27 protein-coding genes are annotated in these 25,772 nt (G+C 42.9%); 14 read left to right on the forward strand and 13 right to left on the reverse strand.

Features of this window, described 5'->3' with window-relative positions; translation table 11 throughout:
* Positions 1 to 59 precede the first annotated feature (59 nt).
* The 10 genes from ccmA (at position 60) to CW735_RS04565 (ending at position 8,318) form a co-directional block, all read left to right on the forward strand.
* Positions 60 to 683: a cytochrome c biogenesis heme-transporting ATPase CcmA gene (gene ccmA, locus CW735_RS04520; protein ID WP_071981152.1), complete on the forward strand. Its 624-nt coding sequence runs from the start codon at positions 60 to 62 to the stop codon at positions 681 to 683.
* Complete coding sequence (gene ccmB, locus CW735_RS04525; RefSeq protein ID WP_071978809.1) at positions 683 to 1,348, forward strand: heme exporter protein CcmB; 666 nt, start codon at positions 683 to 685, stop codon at positions 1,346 to 1,348. Before ccmA ends, ccmB begins: the two co-directional genes overlap by 1 nt.
* Complete coding sequence (locus tag CW735_RS04530) at positions 1,348 to 2,100, forward strand: heme ABC transporter permease (protein WP_071978810.1); 753 nt, start codon at positions 1,348 to 1,350, stop codon at positions 2,098 to 2,100. Before ccmB ends, CW735_RS04530 begins: the two co-directional genes overlap by 1 nt.
* 2 nt (positions 2,101 to 2,102) lie before the next feature.
* Entirely contained in the window at positions 2,103 to 2,315 is a 213-nt protein-coding gene (ccmD, locus tag CW735_RS04535; protein WP_071978811.1) for a heme exporter protein CcmD, read from the forward strand.
* A 74-nt stretch (positions 2,316 to 2,389) separates the two neighbouring features.
* Positions 2,390 to 2,911 carry a cytochrome c maturation protein CcmE gene (ccmE, locus tag CW735_RS04540; RefSeq protein ID WP_071978812.1) on the forward strand — a complete coding sequence of 174 codons (522 nt, stop codon included), beginning with the start codon at positions 2,390 to 2,392 and terminating at the stop codon, positions 2,909 to 2,911.
* Complete coding sequence (locus CW735_RS04545) at positions 2,911 to 4,977, forward strand: heme lyase CcmF/NrfE family subunit (RefSeq protein ID WP_071978813.1); 2,067 nt, start codon at positions 2,911 to 2,913, stop codon at positions 4,975 to 4,977. The genes ccmE and CW735_RS04545 overlap by 1 nt, the downstream gene beginning before the upstream one ends.
* Complete coding sequence (locus CW735_RS04550) at positions 4,974 to 5,645, forward strand: redoxin family protein (RefSeq protein ID WP_071978814.1); 672 nt, start codon at positions 4,974 to 4,976, stop codon at positions 5,643 to 5,645. Before CW735_RS04545 ends, CW735_RS04550 begins: the two co-directional genes overlap by 4 nt.
* Positions 5,645 to 6,109 (forward strand): cytochrome c-type biogenesis protein, encoded by a 465-nt coding sequence (locus CW735_RS04555; RefSeq protein WP_083595200.1) that lies wholly within the window; start codon positions 5,645 to 5,647, stop codon positions 6,107 to 6,109. The genes CW735_RS04550 and CW735_RS04555 overlap by 1 nt, the downstream gene beginning before the upstream one ends.
* The gene (gene ccmI, locus CW735_RS04560; RefSeq protein WP_071978815.1) at positions 6,106 to 7,386 is read left to right on the forward strand and encodes a c-type cytochrome biogenesis protein CcmI; all 1,281 of its coding nucleotides are present in this window, start codon (positions 6,106 to 6,108) and stop codon (positions 7,384 to 7,386) included. Before CW735_RS04555 ends, ccmI begins: the two co-directional genes overlap by 4 nt.
* 2 nt (positions 7,387 to 7,388) lie before the next feature.
* Positions 7,389 to 8,318, forward strand: a complete 930-nt coding sequence (locus tag CW735_RS04565; protein WP_071978816.1) for an MlaA family lipoprotein — start codon at positions 7,389 to 7,391, stop codon at positions 8,316 to 8,318.
* A gap of 155 nt (positions 8,319 to 8,473) precedes the next feature.
* Here CW735_RS04565 and galE read toward each other — a convergent pair whose 3' ends face one another.
* From galE to CW735_RS04585, 4 genes are all read right to left on the reverse strand, one after another.
* Complete coding sequence (gene galE / locus CW735_RS04570) at positions 8,474 to 9,496, reverse strand: UDP-glucose 4-epimerase GalE (RefSeq protein ID WP_071978817.1); 1,023 nt, start codon at positions 9,494 to 9,496, stop codon at positions 8,474 to 8,476.
* Positions 9,493 to 9,795 (reverse strand): DUF6170 family protein, encoded by a 303-nt coding sequence (locus CW735_RS04575; RefSeq protein WP_071978818.1) that lies wholly within the window; start codon positions 9,793 to 9,795, stop codon positions 9,493 to 9,495. Before CW735_RS04575 ends, galE begins: the two co-directional genes overlap by 4 nt.
* A gap of 168 nt (positions 9,796 to 9,963) precedes the next feature.
* Positions 9,964 to 11,490, reverse strand: coding sequence for a peptide MFS transporter (locus tag CW735_RS04580; RefSeq protein ID WP_100971098.1), 1,527 nt, complete (start codon positions 11,488 to 11,490; stop codon positions 9,964 to 9,966).
* 257 nt (positions 11,491 to 11,747) lie between these two features.
* Positions 11,748 to 12,704: an IS1595 family transposase gene (locus CW735_RS04585; protein WP_157812624.1), complete on the reverse strand. Its 957-nt coding sequence runs from the start codon at positions 12,702 to 12,704 to the stop codon at positions 11,748 to 11,750.
* Positions 12,705 to 13,073: 369 nt separating this feature from the next.
* On the opposite strand from CW735_RS04585, the gene galU reads away from it, so the two are divergent.
* Complete coding sequence (gene galU, locus CW735_RS04590; protein WP_100971100.1) at positions 13,074 to 13,964, forward strand: UTP--glucose-1-phosphate uridylyltransferase GalU; 891 nt, start codon at positions 13,074 to 13,076, stop codon at positions 13,962 to 13,964.
* 63 nt (positions 13,965 to 14,027) lie between these two features.
* On the opposite strand, the gene CW735_RS04595 is transcribed toward galU, so the two are convergent.
* From CW735_RS04595 to queF, 7 genes are all read right to left on the reverse strand, one after another.
* Positions 14,028 to 14,342, reverse strand: a complete 315-nt coding sequence (locus tag CW735_RS04595) for a ComEA family DNA-binding protein (RefSeq protein WP_100971102.1) — start codon at positions 14,340 to 14,342, stop codon at positions 14,028 to 14,030.
* 196 nt (positions 14,343 to 14,538) lie between these two features.
* Positions 14,539 to 15,546 (reverse strand): isocitrate dehydrogenase, encoded by a 1,008-nt coding sequence (locus CW735_RS04600; protein ID WP_071978822.1) that lies wholly within the window; start codon positions 15,544 to 15,546, stop codon positions 14,539 to 14,541.
* A 294-nt stretch (positions 15,547 to 15,840) separates the two neighbouring features.
* Positions 15,841 to 17,508, reverse strand: a complete 1,668-nt coding sequence (locus CW735_RS04610) for a histidine kinase (protein ID WP_100971106.1) — start codon at positions 17,506 to 17,508, stop codon at positions 15,841 to 15,843.
* A gap of 6 nt (positions 17,509 to 17,514) precedes the next feature.
* The gene (locus CW735_RS04615) at positions 17,515 to 17,889 is read right to left on the reverse strand and encodes a DUF3192 domain-containing protein (RefSeq protein ID WP_071978825.1); all 375 of its coding nucleotides are present in this window, start codon (positions 17,887 to 17,889) and stop codon (positions 17,515 to 17,517) included.
* Positions 17,890 to 18,245: 356 nt separating this feature from the next.
* Complete coding sequence (gene ppnN, locus CW735_RS04620; RefSeq protein ID WP_071981154.1) at positions 18,246 to 19,607, reverse strand: nucleotide 5'-monophosphate nucleosidase PpnN; 1,362 nt, start codon at positions 19,605 to 19,607, stop codon at positions 18,246 to 18,248.
* A gap of 11 nt (positions 19,608 to 19,618) precedes the next feature.
* Positions 19,619 to 21,208, reverse strand: a complete 1,590-nt coding sequence (locus CW735_RS04625) for a GGDEF domain-containing protein (RefSeq protein WP_071978826.1) — start codon at positions 21,206 to 21,208, stop codon at positions 19,619 to 19,621.
* Between the two features lie 69 nt (positions 21,209 to 21,277).
* A complete protein-coding gene (gene queF / locus CW735_RS04630) occupies positions 21,278 to 22,147 on the reverse strand; it encodes an NADPH-dependent 7-cyano-7-deazaguanine reductase QueF (protein ID WP_071978827.1) in 870 nt (289 codons plus the stop codon).
* Positions 22,148 to 22,243: 96 nt separating this feature from the next.
* Between queF and syd the strand changes: the two genes are divergently transcribed.
* On the forward strand, positions 22,244 to 22,798 hold the full coding sequence (gene syd, locus CW735_RS04635) for a SecY-interacting protein (protein ID WP_071978828.1): 555 nt from the start codon (positions 22,244 to 22,246) through the stop codon (positions 22,796 to 22,798).
* A gap of 66 nt (positions 22,799 to 22,864) precedes the next feature.
* On the opposite strand, the gene CW735_RS04640 is transcribed toward syd, so the two are convergent.
* A complete protein-coding gene (locus tag CW735_RS04640; RefSeq protein WP_071978829.1) occupies positions 22,865 to 23,158 on the reverse strand; it encodes a hypothetical protein in 294 nt (97 codons plus the stop codon).
* Between the two features lie 315 nt (positions 23,159 to 23,473).
* Here CW735_RS04640 and CW735_RS04645 point away from each other — a divergent pair, with 315 nt between their 5' ends.
* Together CW735_RS04645 and CW735_RS04650 are read left to right on the forward strand one after the other, a co-directional pair.
* Positions 23,474 to 23,839 (forward strand): DUF3192 domain-containing protein, encoded by a 366-nt coding sequence (locus CW735_RS04645; RefSeq protein WP_100971108.1) that lies wholly within the window; start codon positions 23,474 to 23,476, stop codon positions 23,837 to 23,839.
* A gap of 258 nt (positions 23,840 to 24,097) precedes the next feature.
* Positions 24,098 to 24,745, forward strand: a complete 648-nt coding sequence (locus CW735_RS04650; protein ID WP_071978831.1) for a GNAT family N-acetyltransferase — start codon at positions 24,098 to 24,100, stop codon at positions 24,743 to 24,745.
* Positions 24,746 to 24,952: 207 nt separating this feature from the next.
* Here CW735_RS04650 and CW735_RS04655 read toward each other — a convergent pair whose 3' ends face one another.
* Positions 24,953 to 25,513: a hypothetical protein gene (locus tag CW735_RS04655; protein WP_157812646.1), complete on the reverse strand. Its 561-nt coding sequence runs from the start codon at positions 25,511 to 25,513 to the stop codon at positions 24,953 to 24,955.
* Between the last annotated feature and the right edge of the window lie 259 nt (positions 25,514 to 25,772).

A 25,772-nucleotide genomic window follows, 5' to 3' on the forward strand; every position in this document is an offset into this window, starting at 1 on the left:
CTGTGATAAACTATGGCCATTTTTTAAAGACCTATTTTGTGACTAAGGCTGGCTTAGTAGTGCTAGAAGCATGTGAAATAACTTGCATCAAAAGAGATAGAACCTTGTTCGAGGGTATTTCTTTGTCGGTAGATGCCGGAGATCTTCTTTACTTGCGAGGGCCAAATGGCGCGGGTAAGACAAGTTTGCTGCGAATTTTAACAGGACTGAGTGCACCTGACTCGGGGACTGTACGATTTAATTCTGTAGACATTGCCGTAAATGCATCTGCGTATTTGTCAAACTTGGTGTATTTAGGCCACAAAAGCGGTACAAACGGCAGCCTGTCTGCCATAGATAATTTGAAGTTCTGGCTTGCGCAACACAGTACTAATGTGAATGACGATGCACTTTATGAAACGTTAGCGCGCATAGGGTTGGTAGGGCTTGAAGATGTTCCTGTGCGTTATCTATCAGCAGGACAGCAACGTCGAGTTGCACTCTCTCGATTGTGGTTAAAAAAAGCGAGTGTGTGGGTTCTGGATGAGCCTTTTACTGCCCTCGATACAAAAGGCGTAGCACTACTTGAACAATTTATGAAACATCATGTTGAAAACGGTGGGGTTGTTATAACGACCTCTCACCAAGCTTTGTCTGAAGAAGCGGGCAGGTACAGAGTATTCGATTTGGAGTATCGATTTTAATGTCGTTATACCAAGGCATTTTTGTCAGAGATATGCACATAGCGTTTAAGCAAAAAGCGGAGCTGGTTCAGCCGATCATGTTTTTGCTGATGGTAGTTACTTTGTTTCCACTAGGGGTTAGCCCATCGCCAGATACGTTGCAGAGGATTGGTGCTGGAGTACTGTGGATTGCTGCGATTTTGTCTTCGCTCATGGCAATGGAGCGTATGTTTCGCGATGATTTTCAAGATGGCACCATGGAGCAATACGTGCTTTCTGGTATGTCTTTGGCTGGCATCAGCGCAGTGAAAGTATGTGCACACTGGTTAGTGAGCTTTGTTCCTATGCTTGTGCTCTCACCTCTATTGGCGATGTTTTTAAATTTAACATTTGATATGTATGTGGCGCTTATTATTACTTTGTTACTAGGCACGCCTTTGCTGTCATTTATTGGCGCCATTGCGGTTGGTTTAACAGTAGGACTGCAGAAAGGTGGGGTATTGTTGGCTCTGTTGCTAATTCCCGTTTTTATTCCGTTACTAATTTTTGCCACATCTGCTGTGGAATCTGCCGCACTGCAATTACCTTATTACCCGCAAATTGCTATTATTGCCGCCATGCTATTGCTCTCTGCTGCAATAGCGCCTTTTGCGATAGCGTATTCTTTAAAAGTGAGTCAAAACTGATGTGGAAGTGGTTACATCCTTACGCAAAAACTGAGCGAGCTTATCAGCTTTGCATAACGTTACAGCCTTGGTTTTGGGCTGGTGCGTGTATTTGTCTTGTTGTTGGAACTGTATGGGGGCTTGCTTTCGCTCCGCAAGACTATCAGCAGGGTGATTCCTTTCGTATTATTTATATCCACGTGCCAAGCGCTATTTTGTCCATGGGCACGTATGTAGCTATGGCGGTGGCCGCGCTCGTAGGTATGGTATGGCAGTGGCGTACCGCATATATGACTATGATAGCCATAGCCCCTATTGGCGCTGTAATGACGTTTGTCGCACTTTTTACTGGAGCTGCATGGGGTAAACCTATGTGGGGCGCTTGGTGGGTGTGGGACGCTCGATTGACTTCTGAACTAATTTTATTGTTTTTGTATATTGGCGTAATTGCTTTGTATGGCGCTTTTGAGGACAAACAGCAGGCTGGCAAGGCCGCAGGTGTCATGGCGTTGGTGGGCGTTGTCAATATCCCTATTATTCATTATTCCGTTGAATGGTGGAATACGCTTCACCAGGGAGCGACGATAAGTAAATTTGATAACCCATCCATAGCACCGGAAATGCTTTGGCCGCTACTTATTAACTTATTGGGCTTTGCTCTTTTTATAGGTGCAGTAACAACAATTCGATTACGCAATGAAATTGTACTGCGAGAACTACACCGTCCTTGGGTACAAGCGCTCGCTCAACAGCGATTAGAAAAGGAGGCTTAAAAATGCAGTTTGACTCCTTTGCTAGCTTTATCGCCATGGGCGGCTACGCGTTTTACGTTTGGATATCGTTTTTTATTACCTTTGGAGCTATGGCCGTGATTGCGGTGCAAAGCTACCTCAAACAAAAAACACTGCTTAGAACAGTGATCAAAGAGCGAGATCGCAGAGCGCGTATTCAAAGAGCGCATAAAAGCGCGCAGAATAAAATCGACTAAGTCAGTAGCGTCGACGAGACGCGGATTGTGATTAATATTTTTCCATTTTCTATATATCGAAGTGAGATAGTTGAATGAACCCAAGACGTAAGCAGCGTTTAGCTGTAGTCGCTACAATCGGCCTTTTAGTTGCCAGTGCAATTGGGCTGATGCTTTACGCATTGAATGACAGTATCGACCTGTTTTACACACCAAGCGAAATCATTGAGGGTAAAAACGGACAAAAACCACAGGTAGGTCAGCGCCTACGGATAGGCGGAATGGTAGTGCCAGGTAGCGTAAGTCGCGATCCTGAAAGCCTTGCCGTAAGTTTCGATTTGGTAGATACAGGGCCAACTGTTACGGTGACATTTACAGGAATTTTGCCGGATCTGTTTCGTGAGGGGCAGGGAATTGTTGCTACAGGTGTACTCACTGAAAAAAGACAGATTAACGCCCAAGAAGTCCTCGCTAAACACGATGAAGAATATATGCCGCCGGAATTGGCTGAAAAAATGAAAGGGATTAAACACGTTAAGCCAACTGAGAACTTAGGCTATAACTCGGCGACCAATGAGGCTAGCAGTTCGGCAGGTAAAAACGGAGGGCTGTATTAATGATCCCTGAAATTGGTAACATTGCCCTGACATTAGCCTTAGTACTGTCTATTTTATTGGCTGTATATCCGTTATGGGGAGCTCATCGTCAACATGAAACTCTTATGGCAACAGCGAAACCTTTGGCCATCGGGCTCTTCGTTTTTACACTTATTGCCTATGTGTGTTTAACGTACGCATTTGTTACCGATGACTTCAGCGTGGCCTACGTTGCACAGCATTCAAACAGCAAGCTGCCTATATATTACAAAATTACCGCTGTGTGGGGCGGCCATGAAGGCTCATTTTTATTATGGGTGCTAATGCTTTCTTTATGGACGGTAGCTGTAGCCATTTTTAGCCGAGGGATCCCTTTGGCGATGGTCGCACGAGTTCTTTCTGTGCTGGGAATGATCGGCATTGGGTTTTATTTGTTTATGCTGCTGACATCAAATCCCTTTGACAGCATGCTGCCATTTTTCCCTGTTGATGGGCGGGATTTGAATCCGCTGCTGCAAGACTTTGGCATGATCATTCACCCTCCAATGCTTTACATGGGCTACGTTGGGTTTTCGGTGGCGTTTGCATTTGCTATATCAGCGCTAATATCAGGGCAGTTAGATTCAACCTGGGCCAGGTGGTCTCGGCCATGGGTTATCGCGGCTTGGGCATTTCTTACCGTAGGTATTGCCCTTGGTAGCTGGTGGGCCTATTACGAACTTGGCTGGGGAGGCTGGTGGTTTTGGGACCCGGTAGAAAATGCCTCATTCATGCCTTGGCTGGTAGGAACGGCACTAATGCATTCTCTTGCTGTAACTGAAAAGCGAAAAGCATTTAAATCATGGACAGTGTTGCTCGCGATAGCAGCTTTTAGCATGAGTTTACTGGGAACCTTCTTAGTGCGTTCTGGGGTGATTGTATCGGTGCATTCTTTTGCCAGCGATCCTACTCGAGGCCTATTTATCTTGGGGATCCTTATTGTGCTCAGTGGCTTTGGCTTATTACTGTATGCCATGCGAGCTGCGTCACTTAAAAGTCCGGGCCGATACCAAGCGTTTTCGCGCGAAGTATTGCTCATGGGGAACAATGTCTTCTTGTGCGCCGCTACCCTTGTTGTGCTGCTAGGGACATTATTTCCTCTAGTTCACAAAGAGTTAGGTTTAGGTAGCATTTCCGTTGGAGCGCCGTTTTTCAACCAAATGTTTACACTTCTGATTGTACCTTTTGTACTTATGCTTGGCCTTGGGCCATTAACTCGATGGAAGCATCAAAAGGCAGGTGATTTAAAGAAACAGCTTCTCATTTCATCAGGTATTGCGTTAAGCGCTGGCGTGCTTGTGAATTTTGCCTATGACACGCCAACCTATATGGGCGTGCTCGGAATGGTGCTGGTATTTTGGATATTGGTTATGACAGTGCAAGAGGTTATTCAAAGGGTGTCGTCTATGCCCAATGAGAGTGGCACACTTCACTCACTTAAGAAATTAACACCCAGCCACTGGGGCATGGTGTTAGGCCATGTTGGCTTTGCTATTTCTATTATTGGTATAACGCTTGTCTCTAATTATGAGCTAGAGCGGGATATCAGGATGGACGTGGGTGAAACAGTAAGTTTAGGTGATTACGACTTCACCTTTACTGATGTTAAGCGCGCGGATGGTCCAAACTACAATGCCGATGCAGGGGTTTTTGACGTTTATAAGGATGGCGAAAAAGTGGTAAGGCTAGAGCCAGAGAAACGACTTTATACCGTTCAGCGTATGCCAATGACGGAAGCAGCAATTCATTCTACGATAACACGAGATGTGTTTATCGCTATGGGAGAACCTCTTGATAATGGTGCCTGGGCAATTCGAATTTACATCAAGCCTTTTGTTGTCTGGCTATGGGCAGGCGCGGTCGTGATGGCGTTAGGTGGTGTTTTTTCTATTAGCGATAAACGCTATAGGATCGCAAAAGTGCAAAAGGTTAAAAACGCGCTGAAAAATGTAAAAGTGTCTAGTGCGGGTACTTCGCACTCATCGGCATCTTCACACAACGCTGCTACTAATACGCCTGCTAATGAGAAAAGTGGTGGACCTTTATGAAAAATGCCCGTTTAGTTGTAATACCTCTCGTACTTTTTTTGCTTTTGGCTGTGTTTCTATTCAAAGGATTATTCTCAGATCCAAGAGAGCTTGATTCACAAGTACAAGACAAAATGCTGCCTGAGTTTTCGTTACCGGATTTGATGCAGCCTGATGTTATCTACACTCCCGATAGTCTTAAAGGTAAGGTGACGCTGTTAAATGTATGGGGCGTTTGGTGCGTTACGTGTGCCGTGGAGATGCCTTATCTTACTCAATTAAAAAATGAGCAGGGTGTTCACATAGTAGGGTTGTATTTCGATCAAGATTTAGACCCCGACTTTGGAACTAAAACTTTAAATCGTGTTCAACAAGAAGTCACATCGATGTTGAGTCGCTATGGTAACCCCTATGCATTTAATATATTTGATGTTTATCGTGATACCTCATTGGATTTAGGCGTAACAGGGGCGCCTGAGCACTTTGTTATCGATACAAATGGAGTAATTCGCATGCATTATATCGGCGATATAAATGAACGCGTTTGGCGCAACAAAGTGGGGCCGCTTTACAATAAATTGGTCGCTGAAGCGTCTACTGCTGGGCTTAAAACGGGCACTGAAAAAAGTGCAAGCGCCGATAATGGCATTGATGCCTCTTTGAATAGCACAAGGGATGCGGTGAAATAATGAAGCACTTTTTTATCACGGCGCTAAAAATCATCGCGGTGGGAGTTTTTTTACTCACTGGAAAAGCTTACTCAGCACAGGACAATTTTTCCTTCGATACGCCAGAGCAGCGCGCTGTTTTTCTTGAGCTCACCGCAGAGCTTCGTTGCCCAATGTGTCAAAACCAAAATATTGCTGATAGCGACGCCATGATTGCACACGATATGCGGCGCAAAGTGTATAGCCTTCTAAAGCAGGGTAAGACTGAAGCTGAGGTCATTGATTATATGAAGGCGCGGTATGGTGATTTCGTTCATTATCAGCCCCCCGTTACTATTGCTACCCTATGGTTGTGGGCAATTCCAGTACTTTTTGTGTTTATAGCCATGATATTTATTGTTAAGCGAAAATCAAATCAACCGCCACAAGATATGGCAGCAAAATTAGCGAAAGCCGATGAAATGTTGGAGCAAGATAAAGAATGAGTTGGGCTGAGTTTTATTTAATAGTTTCTGGGCTGATTACGCTTGTTCTTTTAATTGTTGCCTTTCCATTTTTACGCAACAAAAAACACGCAAAGCAAGATAGCTTAAGTAATACGCAAATTATTAGGCAACGCCTTGTTGAACTGGAGCGGGAAGTTAAAGAAGGGCTAATAAGCGAAATAGATAAGCGCCAAGCAGTTGATGAACTCAAAGTAGCGCTAGTCGACGAAAGCGCATTTGAATCGAAAAAAACAGGAACGGCCCCTCTTGTATTGTTAGTGGGTGGTGTTATTGCGCTTATTTGCGGTGGTATTGTCTACTCTCAAGTTAATCAAATGTCGCAAGTAAAGCGCTCTACAGATGCCATTGCTGCTCTTCCTCAACTAAGCGAGCAGTTGGCTACTGGCAATGCCAACAACCTGACTCAACAAGATATTGCTGATTTAGCATTAGCTATTCGTCAGCGGCTTCGTGAAGACCCTCAGGACGATACAGGGTGGATGTATTTGGGAAGACTTCTGCTCAGTATTGGTCAAGAAGTACAGGCAATTGAAGCTATCGATAAAGCGACCAAGCTGGCTCCTAAAAATAGCGCACACAAAGTCACACTCGCACAGGCGCTTATGACGACTGGAGATGTGAATAATCTTCAACGGGCGCAGTCTATACTCAGCGGCCTACTAGCAAATACCCCCGGTAATGATAATTTAGCATTAATGATGGCGGTAGTATCAGCTCAAGTAGGTGATGTGGAACAAACCAAGCGTTATTACGAGCAGGTAAAAGATAAGCTTCCTGCCGATAGCGACATGACGAAGCGATTGACATCACGCATAGACGAACTAGAGGGGCGTGCAAACGAAGTTGCCAAACTGAGTGATGCCAGTTCAAACTCTGAAGCTACTGCTGCATCTGAACAGGTAAGCGAGACCGGCTTCTTAATTAACATCGAACTATCTGAGGCGGCAAAGCAAGCAGCTCCAAAGGAAGGTTTTCTTATTGTATTTGCTCAGGATGCTTTATCTGAAAATAGAATGCCCGCTGCCGTAGTGAAAATGCCGATAGGCACACTGCCTACATCAGTTACTTTGACCAATAAAAATGCAATGATGCCTCAATACAATATTACTTCTCTCTCACAGGTCAATGTTACCGCAAGACTCTCTATCGATGGCGATGTGTCTGTCTCAGAAGGCGAGTGGCAGGGTAGTGCATCAGCGCAGGTATTAGAAGGGCAGACGCCTGAGTTAACAGTTATCATAAATAAGGAATTGTAGTAATGGATATAACCAGATATCTGGTGGCTGGCGCTTTTGTTGTTAGTAGCCTTCTAAGCGGATGTGCATCTAATAATGCGTCAGAACAGACATCTCAAGTAGCATCAAACAGCGCTGCAATAGATTCATCAGACCCTCGCGACCCGTTGGAGCCGATAAACCGTTTAATGTGGGACTTTAATTGGGAAGTTCTTGATGCCTATTTTGTGCGTCCTTTGACTGTTGGCTATGTAACCGTCATGCCTCAGTTTGCGAGAACTGGATTGCTGAATGCCTCAAGGAACTTACAAGAGCCTGCTAACTTTATGAACAATGTATTGCAAGGGAAGGTAGACGACGGTTTAGATAGCATAGCCCGTTTTTTATTAAACTCTACCATTGGCTTGTTTGGTACTATCGACGTCGCAACAGACATCGGCATAGCGCGAAAAGATGAGGAGTTTGGAGAAACCTTAGGAACATGGGGCGTAGAAACAGGTCCATTTGCCATGCTGCCTGTGTTAGGCCCCAACGATCCGAGAAGTTTTGCCGGTCAATTTGTTGATGGCACGGTTTATCCTATGGCGGTTATCGCTAGCAACTTTTTTATCGCTCGCTATGTGGTTTCTCTAGTTGAGACTCGTGCTCAATTAATGGACCAAGAGGCTCAACTTGAGCAATCTGTAGATGACTATGCTTTCGTTAAAAACGCTTATTTTGAAAACTTAGCGTTTCGCGTAACCGATGGTAAAAGTGGCGATAAAGCCATTGATGAACAGCAGCTTGATGATTTTGCTGACTTCGAGGCCATGTTAGAAGACTCCAGCTTTGAAGACTTTGATTATGAAGAAGAACAAAGCGACGAGCCCGAAGATGATAAAGAGATTAAGAAAGATAAAAATCCAAAGGATGACAAAAGCCAATCTTCAGATAATGATCAAATTGAGTACTGATAAATGAGGTCAAAGCTTTAGTGTTTTGACGCCTCTTTGCTAAAAACGCCGAGAGAAAAAACGCAGAGAGAAAAAATGTAGAGAGAAAAAACGTAATAGTTAATGAAAAAAACCATGCGAGAGCATGGTTTTTTCAACATTTAGCGAAAGCTAACTCAGTCCTTAGGATAACCCATGGGGTTTTGAGACTGCCAATTCCATGTATCGGCACACATATCTTCTAATCCTTTTTCAGCGTGCCAGTTAAGCTCTTTGGCAGCTTTAGTAGGGTCTGCATAGCACGCGGCAACATCTCCGCTGCGTCTTGGTGCAATTTTGTAAGAAACGGTTTTACCAGACCCTTTTTCAAAGGCGGCTATCATTTCAAGCACTGAATAACCCTGGCCTGTACCTAAATTGTATTTATCTAAGCCCATGTTTAGCGATAAGCGGTCAAGAGCTTTTAAATGACCATTGGCCAAATCAACAACATGGATATAATCTCTCACACCGGTGCCATCTTTGGTGTCATAGTCATCGCCGAACACGCTTAACTGCTGAAGTTTGCCCGTTGCTACTTGCGATATGTAAGGCATTAAATTGTTAGGAATACCATTAGGATCCTCTCCAATCTGCCCTGATTTGTGCGCACCTACGGGGTTGAAGTAGCGCAGTAATACGATATTCCATTCGTTATCTGAGCTATACAGGTCGCTGAGCATGTGCTCAACCATAAGTTTTGACATACCGTAGGGGTTAGTTGGATGCCCTGTGGACATATGCTCGCTTAGAGGCAAAGAAGCGGGATCTCCGTATACGGTAGCAGAAGAACTAAATACTATATTCTTAACACCATGTTTTTGCATGGCTTTACACAAAGTGAGCGTGCCATAAACATTATTTTCATAATAAGACAGTGGTTTGGCTACAGACTCTCCAACAGCCTTTAAACCAGCAAAGTGTATGACGGCAAAAATACTGTGCTCGCTGAAAATATCATCTAAAACTGCTGTGTCGCGAATATCGCCTTGCACGAAAGTTACTGACTTCCCGGTAAGCCCCTCAACACGTCTAAGTGACTCGGGGCTGGCGTTACACAGGTTGTCGAGTACAACAACAGAATAATCTTGTTCGAGCAACTGTAAAACGGTGTGGCTACCAATGTAACCTGCACCGCCCGTGACTAAGATGGTTTTCATTCATTCTCCTTGTTTGAAGGTTGCGCTATGTATTTAGCACATAAGGAATACTGTATAGGTTTTATGACCAGTGGATAAAATAAAAATACCACAAATGCCCACAGTAGCGACGTCCAATTTGTTGCTGTTTGAAGGATAAATGCAAATACCGGTACTATGACGAGTAATTTTAGAACATTGAGCAGTGTTTTTTCAGGAACAGAAAGTCGCTTAGAGGCTTGCTCGAGCAAACGTGCTCGTTCAGCTAAAGGTAAACCTTTCAATGCTGGGATGTTGCGTGTAGAAAAATAAAACGTCATTACGTACTCTCAGTAAAAATTTACTTTCAATAAAAAACCGCCGAAACACAACTGTTACGGCGGTTATTGTAGGGCAATCTTTAGGTAGTTAAAACAGCGTTAGCATAAAACTGTTTTAACCCAAAGTTCTGCTAACCTAAGGTTATGTAACCAAAACCAAGCCTAGTCTTAAACTTCGGCTTTATTTTCAATGCCCGCTTTCTCCCAAAAGCGTGACTTAACGCTTAGAAGCGCAATGACAATCCCTACTGCAATGCTAAACAAGGCGATTTGTAAGTAGAGGTTAGGCATTTCTTGGACATTTTCCGGATCGAAATTACCAGAAAGAAGACCCGCAATGATGTTACCAATTGAATAGGTAAGTACGAATACACCCATCATTTGTCCTGCAAATCGCTTAGGCGAGAGCTTGCTTACCGCGCTTAATGCCACGGGGCTTAAGCATAGCTCGCCTACTGTATGTAGAAAGTAGGTTGTTACCAACCACATAGGCGCTACTTTGAGACCTTGTGCTGCATACTGCGATGCCATAAACATAACTAAGAAGCCTGAAGCCATAATAATGATACCCACGGCACATTTGATGGTGTAAGACGGGTCAATCATACGCTTGGCAAGGTTGATCCAAAGCGCGGCAAAAAATGGCGATAGTATGATGATAAATAATGAATTTGATAGCTGGAACCAAACCGTAGGTATGGCAGACATACCAAACCAAGAGGTAAGGAACGAACCATCACTCAACGCACGATCGGTATAATTTTGGGCAAATAAATTAAGCGAAGAGCCTGCTTGTTCAAAACCAGACCAAAAGCACGCTGAGGCAACACAAACAAGGAAAAGAGCCCACATGCGTCTTTTTTCGTTCTCTGATAGTTCACCTTTAAAATAAATAAAGCCGAAGTATAAAAAGAATATAGCGGTGAAAAATATTGCGACTTTTTGTGCAAGGGCAACGGGCTCAATAATTATAGTTCCCATATGAGCCATAATGATTACAGCAATGGCAGCTGCAACAACCACAAGCACGCCTGTCCAAGCGCGCTTTCTCGCTACGCCTTGATAGGCATTTGCAGGTGCAACTGATTCTGCAGAAAGTGTGCGATTTGAGAAATAATATTGAATAAGGCCAATCGCCATACCTACGGCGGCAGCACCGAAGGCGTAGTGCCATCCCCAGTTTTCTTGAAGATAACCGGTAACGAGATAGGCAATTAAAGAACCGATGTTAATACCCATATAATAAAGGGCATAGCCACTGTCGCGACGACCATCGTTTTCACCATATTGCTGCCCAACCATGGCAGAAATATTAGGCTTTAATAGCCCAGTACCTGATGCCACTAAGATAAGACCAACGAAGAATAGGTTCTGTAAATCAATAGCAAGTACAACATGCCCTGCAAAGATAATTAGGCCGCCGTACCATACAGCTTGCTTACCGCCGATAAGTCTGTCAGCTAACCAACCACCGGGTAATCCAAGAAAGTAAACGGCACCGGTATATAAGCCATAAATAGCACCTGCTGTCGCTACGGTGAACCCAAGCCCCTGGGTTTGAAGACTTGCGGTCATAAATAGTACGAGCAGAGCACGCATACCGTAGTAACTCATGCGTTCCCACATTTCAGTGAAGAATAGCGTTCTCAGGCCCCCTGGATGACCAAAAAAGCTTGTATCAATAGATGGTTTCATAATTATTTTTTAATTCCACATTGCTTATGGTTGTTATTGTAGAGCTCTCTGTCGGTTGGCTCTTTGATAATGGTCCGAATACGGATAACTTCTTATACTAGAGCTAGGCATAAGACACAAGATTATGCGTATAAAGAACTAAGCTTAGGTGTCAACCGACCAAGTTTTGAGCAAGCTTACTGAAAAATCATTTATCGTAAGCGAGGTAATATGCTTGAATTGTCGGGCTACGCTTTTTGCTCAAAGTTTTAAAAAGGCTATGTTCGGATTAACTGTTGTTGAATCGAAAAGAGCCTGTTTTCGTTAAGGTTTTCTGGATTATCCATAAACCTGAACCAACCCAGGTAGTGTTCCAAGTATTTTGTGGCTACTCCGTTAAACCGTTTTATCCACGCTTTCAGACGGCTGTGATAGGCGTTAACATTTTGAATGTGAAAGACTTTATCTATCACCTTAATTCCTCCTGCCACATCTAAGCGCTTGTGTATTAAATCATTTTTCTCAGAAAGAGCTATGTAGGGCTTATAGCCATCACTACACAACACACTGTCTTTCTCTAATTTTCCTGCTAGCTCCTGATGCAAAGCTTCCGATGTAACACTTGGCACAACGGCTTCATACGTACTCTTAGCTCGGTCTCTGACCGTTAAAACTGGCACCCAATCATCCTTTGAACGCCCTCGTTTTTTCGCTTTCACCCCTCTTTTACGGGGCTGACGAGTCATCCGTTTTGAGCCTTTCTCTGAGTAGGGAAAAAGTGTTTCGTCTGCCTCGATAATGCCTTCTAATTTGCTCGCTTTCAGTGCTGATGGTAGCGCCAAGAATCGGTGCCGCCACCTGAACGATGTTTCAAGGTGGAGGCCACATTCTTCGGCACATTTACGCAATGGCTTACTGTCCAGCATACAGCGAATATATTCTAACCAAAGCTCTTTGTACCTCAGTCGAGCTAGCGGTGTCGCCGTTGTCGCTACAAAGGTTTTGCCGCAGTTCTTGCAGCGATAACGCTGCATCTTGTTTACCTTGCCGTGCCGATTGATCAGTGAGCTATGGCAGTGCGGACATTCAGGGTTTTCAACCATCCGCTCCTCAAGCTCTGTTATCAACTGTGAGACGCTATCAGTGCCTTTCAGCAGCTTCTCAACATAACGGGTTTGACTATCTGTTAAGTGTTCTAACTCGGCTATAAGCTTTGTAAATTGTGCTGGGATCATGATCAACCCTCAATAACTGTATTCATATACAGTATAGCAACAATTTAGCAGAACATAGCCTTTAAAAATACTTTAAGATTTTTTGGCGGTCATCATTAAAGGTTAAAAAAGTCAGTGTTTACTGGAAAGACGTAAGTATATTACCTTTCACCATCTTGGTGCGTGTTATACCATTACAACCCCAATATGGTGCTTAAAAGAGACAGAATTTAAAGCTTTGCTCGTAGAAAGGTCATCTATGCGCAAAGTTAGTTAATTGGAACATCGATTGCATTGTTTCGAAAAGTGCACGCATTTTTTCGAAACGCAAATCCGCTAAACGGACTTGCAGAGATTGCGTCGAGGAATTTGAACAAAAGGATAAAGACTATGAGTCAGGTAAAAAAAGCTGTTATTCCGGTAGCAGGACTAGGAACGCGGATGCTTCCAGCAACAAAAGCAATCCCAAAGGAAATGCTACCCGTTGTTGATAAGCCACTTATTCAATATGTTGTGAGTGAATGTGTCGCTGCAGGGCTAAAAGAGATTATTCTTGTAACCCACGCGAGTAAGAACAGTATAGAAAACCACTTTGATACCTCTTTCGAACTTGAGGCTACATTGGAAGCACGGGTTAAGAGACAGTTGCTTGAAGAAGTTCAATCTATCTGTCCCAAAGATGTAACAATAATGCACATCCGCCAAGGCGTAGCAAACGGTCTTGGGCATGCTGTTTTGTGTGCTCGCCCCCTTATTGGTGATGCGCCTTTTGCTGTTGTGTTACCTGACGTTATTATTGATGATGCTGCTAGCAATCCGAAAAAAGACAATCTTGCCGACATGGTTGCTAAGTTTAATACCAGTAGAGTTAGTCAGGTTATGGTAGAGCAAGTTGCTCAAGAAGATATTTCGAAATTTGGTATTGCAGACCTTGATGGGGCAGCTATCACTCAAGGTGAATCTGCTAAGATTCACAAAATGGTAGAAAAACCACCTCTAGATGAAGCTCCATCAGATTTAGCTGTTGTGGGTCGCTATGTGCTATCGGAGAAAATTTGGGATCTACTCGAATTTACCCCTCCTGGTGCAGGTGGGGAAGTGCAGCTTACCGATGCTATCGATGCCCTTATGAATTTAGAGCAGGTTGATGCTTACTACATGAAAGGCAAAAGCCACGACTGCGGAAGTAAACTTGGCTACATGAAGGCTAATGTGGAGTACGCATTGCGTCACCCTTCATTAGGCGAAGAGTTCAAAGAGTTTTTATCTACAATAAAGTAGTTGCATTCTAAAACATAAAAATGCGCCCATGAAAAGGCGCATTTTTTATGTCAACGAAACGTCTCATTTAACCACAACTAAATCATTTATCTTCGCTAGCATCTTATTGCCAATCCCTTTGACTTCAGTGAGTTGCGCCACTTCCAAAAAAGGCCCTACCTGCTCACGATAGCTAATAATCGCCTTCGCTTTTGATATGCCTACACCAGGCAGGGTTTGCAGTTCTGCTAAAGTCGCGAGGTTTAAATCTATTTTATTGCCTATTGAAACGCTACTTGTAGAAGAAACTGGATCAGTTTTAGCGACTTCTGCCTGTGCTAAAGGTGTTTGTAAAGCAATTGCGGTGAGTAACATTAAGCTTGAGAGTTGTTTTTTCATCATCATTCCTTGTTTGTAGCGATATGCACCATTTGCATATCGTTTGTACGCGGTGTGTACAACAACGAATGTTACGAGATTAATGACAGAGGGGTAGTCCAGTTTTAGTACAGTTTTACTGCCTTCTTAAAACGAGGAGGTGGTGACGGGTAAAAAAATAGCGGGCAATGCCCGCTATTTTTAATTCAGTGAGAATTTATAGGCGCTCGATTAAAGCGTCTGTAAATTCAATAGTACCGGCTTCACCGCCAAGGTCGCGAGTAGTGCGGTCGCCACTTTCAATAACGTCTTTAAGCGCCGTGCGAATTTTTTCAGCTTTGTCACTCATATTTAAGTACTCAAGCATTTGCGCAGCGGCCAAGATGACCGACGTTGGGTTTGCAAGATTTTTTCCTGCAATATCAGGTGCCGAACCATGAACTGCCTCAAAAATAGCGCAGTCTTCGCCAATATTCGCGCCTGGGGCCATACCTAATCCGCCAACGAGACCTGCACATAGGTCAGAAAGAATGTCACCAAATAGGTTGGTCGTTACGATTACGTCGAATTGGTGAGGGTTCATTACAAGCTGCATACAGCAGTTGTCTACAATCATTTCAGCCGACTCAATGTCAGGGTAACGCTCGCCAACTTCGCGCGCTACTTTAAGGAACAGACCAGATGTCGATTTTAGGATGTTTGCTTTATGAACAGCAGTTACTTTCTTTCTACCTTCACGGCGAGCAAGTTCGTAGGCGAAAGTAACAATTTTCTCAGCACCTTCGCGAGTTATCTTACTCATAGCTTCTGCTTCGTTGCCGTCTTCAGATACCACTTGTCCAAGACCAGAGTACATGCCTTGGGTGTTTTCACGTACTGTAATGATGTCGATGTCTTCATAGCGTGCCTTGGTGCCCTTAAAAGAAATAACAGGGCGAAGGTTTGCATACAGCTTAAACTGTTTGCGAAGGCTAACGTTAATAGAAGTAAATCCCTCGCCTACTGGGGTAGTCAAAGGGCCTTTAAGTGCCACTTTATTTTTTGCGATAAGATCGAGTGTCTCTTGTGGTAACAACTCGCCATGCTCTTCTAATGCAACTAAACCTGCGTCGGCATACTCGTAAACGAAGTCACAGCCAACTTTATCTAAAATTTTTGTGGTTGCATCTATGATGTCTGGGCCAATGCCGTCACCGCGGATGACGGTAATGTGTTGCTGAGTCATGATGAGAGATCCTCTGGTAATTCTGTTGTCTAAATCGTTAGGTTTTTATTGCACTGCTTTATTGCTGCTGGCACAACACGCCATCGCTTGCCTGCCTATTATTAAACTGAAAAACGTAGGGATTATTTATGTTGAGCAGTGCAAAAGTTTGCGTATTTTATACGATACAGGGCATAAGTTATAGCCATTCGTAAATATAAATTAAGCGGTGTGAGTGATAACTATTGTAGCTCTATGGCTGAAGGCAGCATTGTAGTGTAAAGAGCGTGAACGATAAGTCCATAATTAGACTCTTCAGTGGGGAAGAGGGCAGTAAAATTGCTCTCGATGCTCATCAATAATTCGTGATAAATCTAAAGGTGAGAGCGAAAGTACAGACAACCAAGGGGCAACTTCTTTATCAACGCCCTTGAGTGCGTTGTAGTCGTTAAAAAGACAGATTTTAGCAAGATAAAACGCAGACAATATTATGGCGTGCTCCTTTCTTAATGACTTAGGTACTTTGTCATTTGTCTTATTGCAGTGATGCAACAAAGCACGCCAAGTAGAGCTCTGATGCCAGTTTCCCGACAGTTCTCCCGCTATAGAAAGCCATGTGGATGAGGAGGCTATTTTAAATGTAGTGTTAATGGAGAACTTCGCCTTTTCTCGAATTTGTAATCTGGTCATCACTTTTAGTTCTGGCTGCGTAAAAAGTGGCGAGCATACAAATGTCATGGTCAGCGCTGCAGATTGTGGCGAAAACTTTGTTTTTGTTAGCGATGAAAGTTTACTAGCAAATGCGCTCGCCAATAAGGTGAAATGCTTACATGTTTCTACAAGAGGATATTTGTGCTGCGTTAGCCGTTCCATCAAAGCAAATTGAATAAGCATATCTCCCACGCGCTCAGTGCCATAAGTGAGTACTGCTTGTTTGATACTCTTAACTGGTAGTTTAAGGCGATTATCTTGGCTGGCCGTATAAACTAAAAAGTTATTGAAAGAAGGCACTCGCTCGATTTTTTCGCAAAGCGATGGTATGTCGATGTCCCTTTTTTGCAGTTCATCAATAATGTGTAACAAAGGTGTCGGAGGTTTCTGAACTCCATATGTCGAAGGGAAAAAGCCTTGCCCTCCTGTCGCAACTCTATCCGCTGCCGTTTTATAGTAAACAGCAATAAACTCATCAAACTCAATATGCTGTGCAATAGGCGCACGAATTGATGCATTTTCTATCCAGGTATTTTGAGGCTCGCTGATTTTAGAGCTGCTGTTTTTAACTTGGGCGCCTCTTTTCTCCTTTGTATTTTTAGCGGTTTGGATATAAACAAAGCTATGACCCTGCTTTATATCTATAACTGTGGCCGGCATGCCGTTGGCATAAACTTTTGCTCCTGGTAAGGGGCGCTCGAACAGTTCAATAAGTGGCTTAACTAAATTCCGCTGATGTGTCGGAATAAGCCGAATGCATCTCAAAAATACCGCAGAGCGATGTTCTTGCTTGCAACTACTTACTACACTAGCAAGCACACATAAACGCTGGGCACTGTTAAGCTTGATATGACTGAGAGCATGGCTGCTTTTTGTGGTGAATAAAACTCGCTGAAGACGAACTATGTCAAGCCACAGCAGTAACCCTTTTGAGCGTAAAAATTGAGTGATAGCTTTTTTACAGCTAGTTTGAGCTTTTGTGTTAGCAAGATAATTTGTTGCATAAACTGCCGCAATAATGTGCTGTAAATAATGATCGTTAAAATGATTGAGTTTGCCAAATATCGCAATACTTATTAGGTGACTTAATTGGAATGGTAACGTGCTACTTATGGATATTGTCGCAATAGCAACGGCTGGCTCTTCATTAACTAAGGCAACAATACCTTTTGCATTTTTCAGCCATAAATTAATTTTTTCTTCAGCGCTTTCATCGCTATCTGGGGCGGTCAATAAATTGGAAAGCGGGGGTGGTATGCTGGCCTCTGCCATTATATGCTAGCTTTCTTGATAGCTAGAATAGGCACCATCTCCCCACGCTATTAGTTTGTCGTTTTCGAAAAGTAGCGGTGTGCATTCGTCTTGGGTGGTTAAGCCATCTGCGCGAACATGTTGAGTTCTAAAAAACATAACTTGAATAGCATTAACGCCTTGGCGTTTGGCCTCTGTAAGATCTGGTGAGCCGAGAAGCGCTAGTACTTCTTCGCGAGTGCTGCCTAGTTTTAACTTAGTAATTTGAACACGATTGTATTCCTCTCGATCTTTCCAATCCATGTTCTCGGGCTTGTCGGGATAAAATGCAATGATCATAAAAACAAACAGTGCGTAAAGTCCTACGCCAGCAAAGATAAGCCGAATAACTTTGGTGTTCATAACCGTTACTTCTCGTCTCTTAATATATTAATCTGATAAGCCTTGGGAAAAATGCAGTGAGTTCGCTTGGTTATAAAAATTAGCAAAACCTCAGTTTCTGCAGCCCAATTTCTGTTATTTGTTTTAGTCTACCTTAAAATGCGTAGGAATAATAAGTGATAATAGTTGCTACGCATCCTAAGCATAATTGACTGATAGAGCACGCTTGTAAAACTTCTACTTTGAATAAATTTCTGCACTCTATCGGTAAAAATGCCGACAGCAATATTGCGGTATGTTGTAATGTTGGCAGATTCTTACGCGGTACATTTAACCCAGCTTACTAACGTCACTTTATTTAAATCTTTTTATTTAAGCTACTTTTGTTTAACCACATAGCACGGTTCATAAGCGCTGCCTGGTAATTTCATTCTGTGCTGTTTTACGAAAGACTCTAGCAGCACATCAATATTGCTCATTAGCGCTTTGTCACCGGTTATCTCGAATGGCCCGTGTTTTTTAATCTGCTTTATGCCCTCAGCTTTCACGTTACCTGCCACAATACCTGAAAAGGCTTTTCTCAAGTTAGAGGCTAAATCGCTACCCTCCTGATTATGATCCAGCTGTAGTGAGGACATACTTTTGTGGGTGGGAATAAACGGCTGCTGAAAGTCGCGCTCTATTTTTAAAGACCAGTTAAAACTAAAAGCATCACCCATAGCACCGCGATACCTTTTTACTTTTTCAAGGCCGCTGCATAGAGCTCTGGCAACCTCTTCTGGGTCATTGACTATAATTTGATACTTCTTCTGAGCCTCTTTGCCCAAGGTGTCGGCAATAAATTTATCTACTGCCTCAAAATATTCCTCACTCCCGGCGGGGCCCGTCAATATAACGGGTATTGGCTGCTGATCGTTTCTCTCGTTCATCAATATGCCCAGTAAATAAAGCAACTCTTCGGCTGTACCCACGCCCCCGGGGAAAATGACAATACCATGGGCAAGTCTGACGAATGCCTCTAGGCGCTTCTCAATATCCGGCATAATGATGAGCTCATTAACAATGGCGTTGGGAGGCTCTGCGGCAATAATGCTGGGCTCAGATATACCGATATATCTCCCGGTTTTGTTCCTTTGTTTTGCATGTCCAATGGCGGCACCTTTCATTGGTCCCTTCATCGCGCCAGGGCCACAACCGGTGCAAATATCCATATCTCTTAAGCCAAGCTGATAGCCAACTTCTTTAGTGTATTTGTATTCCGTTTGGTTAATAGAGTGGCCGCCCCAGCACACGATAGTATTCACATTGTCATTCCCCTCAAGCGCTTTGGCATGGCGCAGCATGTCAAATACCATATCTGTAATTTGAGCACCGTCTGAGGGAGCATGCTCATGCAAGAGATCGTATTTATCTCCCATGTAAAGCAGATCACGAAGTACAGCAAATAGATGCTCGTGCACACCTTTTACCAATTTGTCATCAACAAATGCCACTTCAGGGGGATTGATGAGTTCTATTTTTACCCCTCGCTCTCGGCGAATCAGTTTAATGTCGAAATTTTCATAAGGGGCAAATAACGTCTCAAAATTGTCTTCATCTACGCCACTATTGAGCACTGCTAGTGAGCAATTTCGAAACATGGAGAATAATTCGCTGTCTGAAGCGTCTTGTAAGCGTGCTACCTCAGCTTGTGAAAGCTGACTCATCCAACCTAAAGGGTTTAGCTGTACTTTTTTTATCACGTTACATCCTATTTATCGGCATTTACGTCGGTAATAACTTGATTACGACCGTTGTGTTTGGCTTGGTAAAGATGTCTGTCTGCCCTGTCAAACGCTGAATCAATGCTGTCTTTTGCCATGAAGCAGGTGCCGCCAAGCGATGCGGTGATCACAACTCTCTCTTGCTTGAACTTGAGTTGCATATTCTCTAAGTCACTTCTAATAAGCTCTAACCTCTGGCGTAACTTATCTTCATTAATATCGGGAAGAAGGATGACAAACTCTTCACCTCCCCACCTAGCTAAAAATTCATTACCTTTTATATGGCGTTTAAATACTCGGCTTACAAGTTGCAGAGTTTTGTCACCTGCAGAGTGGCCAAACTTATCGTTGATAGATTTAAAGAAGTCGATGTCAATAACGGCTATTGAGAGCTCTCCACCGTTTGCGTTATACAGCTGGTAAGCTTTTTCAAGCTCTTCATTGTAAGCTTGGCGATTGGGTAGGCGAGTAAGCGCATCGGTTTTACTTTGTATTACTTGCTCGGCCAATTTTCGACGGTAAGAGTTTGTTTGCTGCTGAAGAGTATCAATTCGTTCTTGCATTGATGAAAGCAAAGAGATTAACGCCGCCTGACCGTCGTTATCACTTATTTGGCTTGCGCTTAGCGTTTTAGATAATGCTTTAACGCAAGATTGAGTTTGCGTTTTCAATGCATCAAATGAATCACTTGTTGAGACGGCATCTTCAATATTGTCAATGTAAGACTTAAGCTTTGCGTTATTTTCATTACGCTGTTCAAATTGCGCCTGGCTCCCCGCAATGCTTTTGTTAACGTCATCACCTATCTTACTTAAAGAAGTGTGTAAGCCTTGAATAACTTTACCGGTGAGACTGGCTTCAGTCATCGCATCTTGTACAATCATGCGAAGAATAACAATGCAGCTTTCTAGTAATTGCTCATCAGCCATGCCCTCATCGAGCCTATGCTTAATATCTAGTAACTGTTTATCGTTGGGTTTTTTTTGAGTATATGAAGTAACTAACTGATTAAGTTCTATAAAAATGGAACGGTAGAAGTGTGAACTGCCACGCTTACTGTCAGATATGTTGCGTTCACTGCTGCCATCCATTGAGCCTTTGCTCTCTTCAGGCGTACTGGTTTCAGAACATGCGCTAGATTCGCTTAAAATCCCTTTTACTTGTTTGTTTAATGCAACACGGTGAAGCTGAAGGGCCCTGGCGTACAATCGATATATGCTAAAAATATCTGACACAGGCTGATTTAACTTTATCAGTTCTTGTGTAGCCAGCCTGCGTAAGTCTTCATCATCAAACACAATCTTCTGCAGCTGCTTCATTGCGTCTTCTATAGATGAAACAGTCTCTAAACTGTATTTACGAAGACTAATATCCTGGTTTTGTAAGGCTGTATTTAACTTTCCAATACTCACTGTCGCCAGGCTAAAATTGGGTGTTCCAGAGAGATGGCCTCTCAGGGTTTGAAGCTCACCATCAACTCTATCTGAAAAGCCTTCGTAGAAAGAGGACAGTTTCACAATAAATTGGCAAAGAAGCGCATTATTTTTTTTAATTGCCTGCAGCTGTTTATCTTTCATGTGTACCGTCTTCTTTTTTGTTACGGGATAATTATGATTATTAAGGGCCGTATGGCATCGATAACAGGATTATTGTCGAGCCTGCCTATCGTTTGGATAGGGGGCCTCGAAATTGGTGCGAAATGGGTTAATGTCTAACCCGCCTCTTCGAGTGTATCGAGCACAAACAGTGAGTTTTTTTGGTTTGCATTGCGTGTAGATGTCGGTATAAATGCGCTCGACGCATTGTTCGTGAAACTCATTGTGCTGCCTAAAACTTATGAGATAGCGAAGCAAACCTTCATGATCTATTGGCGCTCCCTCGTACCTAATTTGAATGCTTGCCCAATCGGGTTGGCTGGTTATTAAACAGTTTGACTTGAGTAAGTGAGATACAAGGGTTTCGCTAATTTCTTGCGGCTTTTCGGTGGATATAGAAGTGCGCAGATAGCTCGAGTCAGGTTCATAGTTATCAACTTCAATATCCAGATCATCTAGCAATGTGCCTTTAAACTCACGAAATTTCAGGTCCTCAAATGCACTGGGTAAAATCAGGTTCACTTCCACTTGTTCTCCGGCACAGGCGGATAAATCTTTTACAAGAACCTGTTTTACATCATCGCTATTATCAAATTTAGTTTGGTTAAAACTGTTTAAATACAGCTTAAATGACTTTGATTCAATTAGGTTCATTGAGCTGATTGGAACCATGCATTCAAGTATAGCAACTTGCGGTTTGCCTTTTGCATTAAGCCAAGACAACTCATAACCAGTCCAAGTATCAATGCCTTCAAATGGAAGCGTTGATGAAGTAAGAGATAATGTGTCTCTACTTAAACTACGAGGCACTCCCTGCAACAACTCAGGATTGTATTCAAACTCGTAGTCTACTGTTTTGCCCAGAGATAAATTGTCTGGTGCGGATATCGTAATTTTTTCTTGCTTGCTGTCTGTTGGCATAAAAACTCTAGGACTTTAATGGGTATATCGGGGCTAACAGTTGACTTAGCCATCTTTACGTATAGTGTAACTCAAAAATACGAAGGTAATTGAATTATGGCTCTTTCAATGTCTGAAGAACTCGACAATTTTGTATCATCTTATGTAGAAAATGCCAACGAATGTGGTCTCGCTGTTCCTTTCGATAAAGATTGGCCGTCGTCTTGTTACCAGAGCGAAGCAAGTCAAGGGCAACTCGTTCAATGGAGGCCTGTTCGACAAAGTGTATCGGTATCCTTTGATAATGTAGCAGCGGCGCTCGAACTCGAATTGGATGAGGCTTACTGCAATTATTTTACGCGTTATTTTAGCAATAACCTCATAGCCCAGGCGCCTCAGGGGAAATGTGAATTGCTGCAGGTGTGGAACGAAGACGATTTTGAGCGGCTACAGCAAAACCTTATCGGTCATTTATTGATGAAGCAACGTTTGTCGCAGCAGCCTACCTTGTTCTTTGGTCTGACTGATGAAGACGATTTTATTTTAACTGTTATCAATAGCACCGGTGAGGTAGCGCTTGAACAAGTAGGTCAGGAACCAAAAGAAATTTTAGCGCCCTCATTAGCCGAGTTTCTGAGCGTATTAAAGCCCGCACCACCGCAAAACTCATAATAGCTGAATATAAAGTCTGAAATAAAGCCCGGTATTAGAGTTATCCCTTTTCTTGTAATAATTGAGCTAGCGCGCCTGCAATATCCGAGCTAGCGCAGTCTTCAGTTCACTTACTTCTTGTTCAAGAATATCGACACGGTTTGCAAGGGATACTCGCTCATTTTCAGCAGATGAATTTGACTTTGTCTCAACATTGCTCGTACTTGGCTTGCTGGCGTTAAACCGCTTAATAGCCTCGATTGCTTCAGTAACGGATGTTTTGAAAGGCGCTTTAGAACGAAGAATTCCAACAGTAGGTATTTTTCCATCTTCGTACATTTTATGGCAAAGAATAATAAGTTGGTTGATGTTGTTGCTCATAATTGAGTGATTAATACCTTAAAACTAGAGTTTTGCGCAGCGGTTGATCGTCAAAATGACTTCTCTTACTGCACAATAATATAAATGAAAAATACTAATAAGTTGTGATAGTTACTAATTGTTGCGGTTTTTAGCATGCCTTCGCTTTTTAAAATTTAACAAAAACAAAGTCTTACATATTGGCGTCAATTTTGATTATCAGTTCATAGTTATCAACCTGAGACCATCGTTCACTCGTCACAAATAACTTATACACCCAATCGTTGATCTTGGGCGAACTGATGGAAAAATGCTAATAATAATTAAGGAATATACATGAAAACACTCATTTTATCTGTTGCAGTTGCATCCTCTCTTTTGCTTTCTGGCTGTGTGGTGTCGGTAGGGGGAGGATCAGACAGTCACTATGGTAGTGACTGGGAAGACAGAGAGTTTAATAATCGTAAACACATTGCAAATTTAGAAACAGGTGTGGGTTATGAGTCAGTTCTCAGAAAAATGGGAGTAGCTGATTTCAATGAACTTTTTGAAAAGGCAGATGGTACATTTCGAGTGCTCTATTATCGCACGCAAAAAACAATGGGTGATGGCGTCACAACGAAAGATGAATGCACGCCTTTGGTATTCAAAAATGGTGATTTGGTTGGGTGGGGCGACAGCGCTTACAGTTTAATGCGCTAGTCGTCACGGATAACCAGCATAGATAGGGCATGCTTGTTAATAAAAGGTTAACAGTTGGCTGGTTTTCGCGTAGGCTAATCATTATTCAGTCGGTTAGCGTAACAGTTAGTAAATGTCGTTAATGAATTATCGGAAGGAGTTATTCACTTGCGCTTTTGACCGCGGTTTATAATTCTTTTCACGTCATAAAATAATAATGATATTCCAGACTGATTCTTAAATTAGCCTGCTTAAATTAGCCTAAATGGAGGCCTGCTTATGGAAATCGAATCGAACGATGTTGCTCTAGTACCTTCAACTGAAAGTGTCAAAGCAATTTACCTTTCAGTTGACGATTTAAAAGTGGCGGCGTCTATTCTTTACAATGCCTATGTTGACGACCCGCTGTTTATAGATATCTTCCAAGCAGAAAAAGAAGGCTATGAAAGCAGGCTGCGCTCAGCTATACGCGAAGAAATTAATGCGTTCTGGGTTGCTGAGCAACCCATGATCGGTTTATTTCAGCAAGAACGCCTAATTGCTGTGGCGTGTCTTACTGCTCCCGATGCAGCTTTCGGAGCTGGGCGATACTGGCACTGGCGTTTACGCATGCTTCTAACAGCTGGGCTCTTTGGTACCAAGCAAATGCTTGAAAAAGAAGAGAAGGTAAGAACACTTGTACCGGCGAAGAACTTTCATATGCTCAGCTTTATCGCTGTCCATCCAGATTACCAAGAGCATGGCTTAGGCCACATATTGCTCGGTGCCATCGACAGTGTGGTTGAGGATGATGAAAAGAGTGAAGGAACCGCGGTGTTTGTAACAGTTGAGAAGCACAAATCATTTTTCGGCGACGACAAATACCGCGTTGTCGGCAACTTGTCTCTATCGCACGTCAATGGGGCGGTCATGTTCAGAGGCAAATAGTGTTCCGCGCTAGTACTCCTTATTTCATGTAACTGTAACGCCTTTTTGTTTTATACATAGGGCTGGGGATAAAAACCGATATGCGAGCCCGGCTTTTTGAACCATTCTGCCCACAAGGATGAAGTGGTTACTCAATGGCGCAAAGGTCAGTACTCGTTGTCGAAGATACCCTGTCGTGGTACTGACGGCAGTTTGCCGCGCTAAATGTTACTCATCTCTTCCAAACTTTTTCCTGATTCGTTTTGCCCATGCGGGTCTTTGTGTTTTGTAACTGTATGTTTTTTCTGGCAAAACAATATCTGAGTTAGCAAAAAGAAGTGCGTCAAAAAAAGCCCGACGGTCAAAGTTTTTATAATTGCCATACATAATCTGTTTTCTATCGCCGTTTTTTAATACGATGTAGTTAGAAGAGTACTCTCGTCTTGTATCTGTTACCTGTTTTATTTCCGCAATATCAGCGATTTTGACCTGCCATTCTATGTCGCTAAACGTAGGGTCGCAGTAGCAAAGTGTCGTTGAAGTAACGCACACTTTAATCGTTTTATTCTCAAACCAAAACCACGCCGCCAGTGCAACCAAAACAGCTTCTACTAACCATATGACTATATCCAAAATATAAAAAACTTCAGCTAGCGCTGCTTTATCGTTTGAAAGGTTGGGCAGGTATCTATGAGCTGCAAAATATAAAAGCAACGCTACGGTAGCATTAAGCATAAGTAGTGCCGCAGAGGAGCGCTGCCTCTTTGTATAAGTAAAGATCGCTGTCATACGGTTCCCTCGTGAATTTCCTCTAGAACAAGGCTTTGCTTTTTCAGTTGAAAGTTTAGCAGCAAAGCGGGATAAGGTGGGCGGAGGGACTCTCTCAAAAATCTTAGGAACTCAATAATCGCTCAAACGAATGTAAGATATCTCCTACAAAATTTGTGAGCATTACTCCTTTTTTTATGAAGTAATTTTTTAGACTAAAGTCTAAAGCAAATGATTTATAATAATTTTTTTGTTTTTATACAAAAGTAGCAAACGATCA

This window comes from Alteromonas sp. MB-3u-76 (genome assembly GCF_002831605.1).
GTDB classification, from domain to species: domain Bacteria; phylum Pseudomonadota; class Gammaproteobacteria; order Enterobacterales; family Alteromonadaceae; genus Alteromonas; species Alteromonas hispanica.

Coding starts and splice junctions, on each gene's coding strand:
- ccmB (WP_071978809.1), top strand. CDS start 683: ATGTCGTTATACCAAGGCATTTTTGTCAGAGATATGCACATAGCGTTT.
- CW735_RS04530 (WP_071978810.1), top strand. CDS start 1,348: ATGTGGAAGTGGTTACATCCTTACGCAAAAACTGAGCGAGCTTATCAG.
- ccmD (WP_071978811.1), top strand. CDS start 2,103: ATGCAGTTTGACTCCTTTGCTAGCTTTATCGCCATGGGCGGCTACGCG.
- ccmE (WP_071978812.1), top strand. CDS start 2,390: ATGAACCCAAGACGTAAGCAGCGTTTAGCTGTAGTCGCTACAATCGGC.
- CW735_RS04545 (WP_071978813.1), top strand. CDS start 2,911: ATGATCCCTGAAATTGGTAACATTGCCCTGACATTAGCCTTAGTACTG.
- CW735_RS04550 (WP_071978814.1), top strand. CDS start 4,974: ATGAAAAATGCCCGTTTAGTTGTAATACCTCTCGTACTTTTTTTGCTT.
- CW735_RS04555 (WP_083595200.1), top strand. CDS start 5,645: ATGAAGCACTTTTTTATCACGGCGCTAAAAATCATCGCGGTGGGAGTT.
- ccmI (WP_071978815.1), top strand. CDS start 6,106: ATGAGTTGGGCTGAGTTTTATTTAATAGTTTCTGGGCTGATTACGCTT.
- CW735_RS04565 (WP_071978816.1), top strand. CDS start 7,389: ATGGATATAACCAGATATCTGGTGGCTGGCGCTTTTGTTGTTAGTAGC.
- galE (WP_071978817.1), bottom strand. CDS start 9,496: ATGAAAACCATCTTAGTCACGGGCGGTGCAGGTTACATTGGTAGCCAC.
- CW735_RS04575 (WP_071978818.1), bottom strand. CDS start 9,795: ATGACGTTTTATTTTTCTACACGCAACATCCCAGCATTGAAAGGTTTA.
- CW735_RS04580 (WP_100971098.1), bottom strand. CDS start 11,490: ATGAAACCATCTATTGATACAAGCTTTTTTGGTCATCCAGGGGGCCTG.
- CW735_RS04585 (WP_157812624.1), bottom strand. CDS start 12,704: ATGATCCCAGCACAATTTACAAAGCTTATAGCCGAGTTAGAACACTTA.
- galU (WP_100971100.1), top strand. CDS start 13,074: ATGAGTCAGGTAAAAAAAGCTGTTATTCCGGTAGCAGGACTAGGAACG.
- CW735_RS04595 (WP_100971102.1), bottom strand. CDS start 14,342: ATGAAAAAACAACTCTCAAGCTTAATGTTACTCACCGCAATTGCTTTA.
- CW735_RS04600 (WP_071978822.1), bottom strand. CDS start 15,546: ATGACTCAGCAACACATTACCGTCATCCGCGGTGACGGCATTGGCCCA.
- CW735_RS04610 (WP_100971106.1), bottom strand. CDS start 17,508: ATGGCAGAGGCCAGCATACCACCCCCGCTTTCCAATTTATTGACCGCC.
- CW735_RS04615 (WP_071978825.1), bottom strand. CDS start 17,889: ATGAACACCAAAGTTATTCGGCTTATCTTTGCTGGCGTAGGACTTTAC.
- CW735_RS04625 (WP_071978826.1), bottom strand. CDS start 21,208: ATGAAAGATAAACAGCTGCAGGCAATTAAAAAAAATAATGCGCTTCTT.
- queF (WP_071978827.1), bottom strand. CDS start 22,147: ATGCCAACAGACAGCAAGCAAGAAAAAATTACGATATCCGCACCAGAC.
- syd (WP_071978828.1), top strand. CDS start 22,244: ATGGCTCTTTCAATGTCTGAAGAACTCGACAATTTTGTATCATCTTAT.
- CW735_RS04640 (WP_071978829.1), bottom strand. CDS start 23,158: ATGAGCAACAACATCAACCAACTTATTATTCTTTGCCATAAAATGTAC.
- CW735_RS04645 (WP_100971108.1), top strand. CDS start 23,474: ATGAAAACACTCATTTTATCTGTTGCAGTTGCATCCTCTCTTTTGCTT.
- CW735_RS04650 (WP_071978831.1), top strand. CDS start 24,098: ATGGAAATCGAATCGAACGATGTTGCTCTAGTACCTTCAACTGAAAGT.
- CW735_RS04655 (WP_157812646.1), bottom strand. CDS start 25,513: ATGACAGCGATCTTTACTTATACAAAGAGGCAGCGCTCCTCTGCGGCA.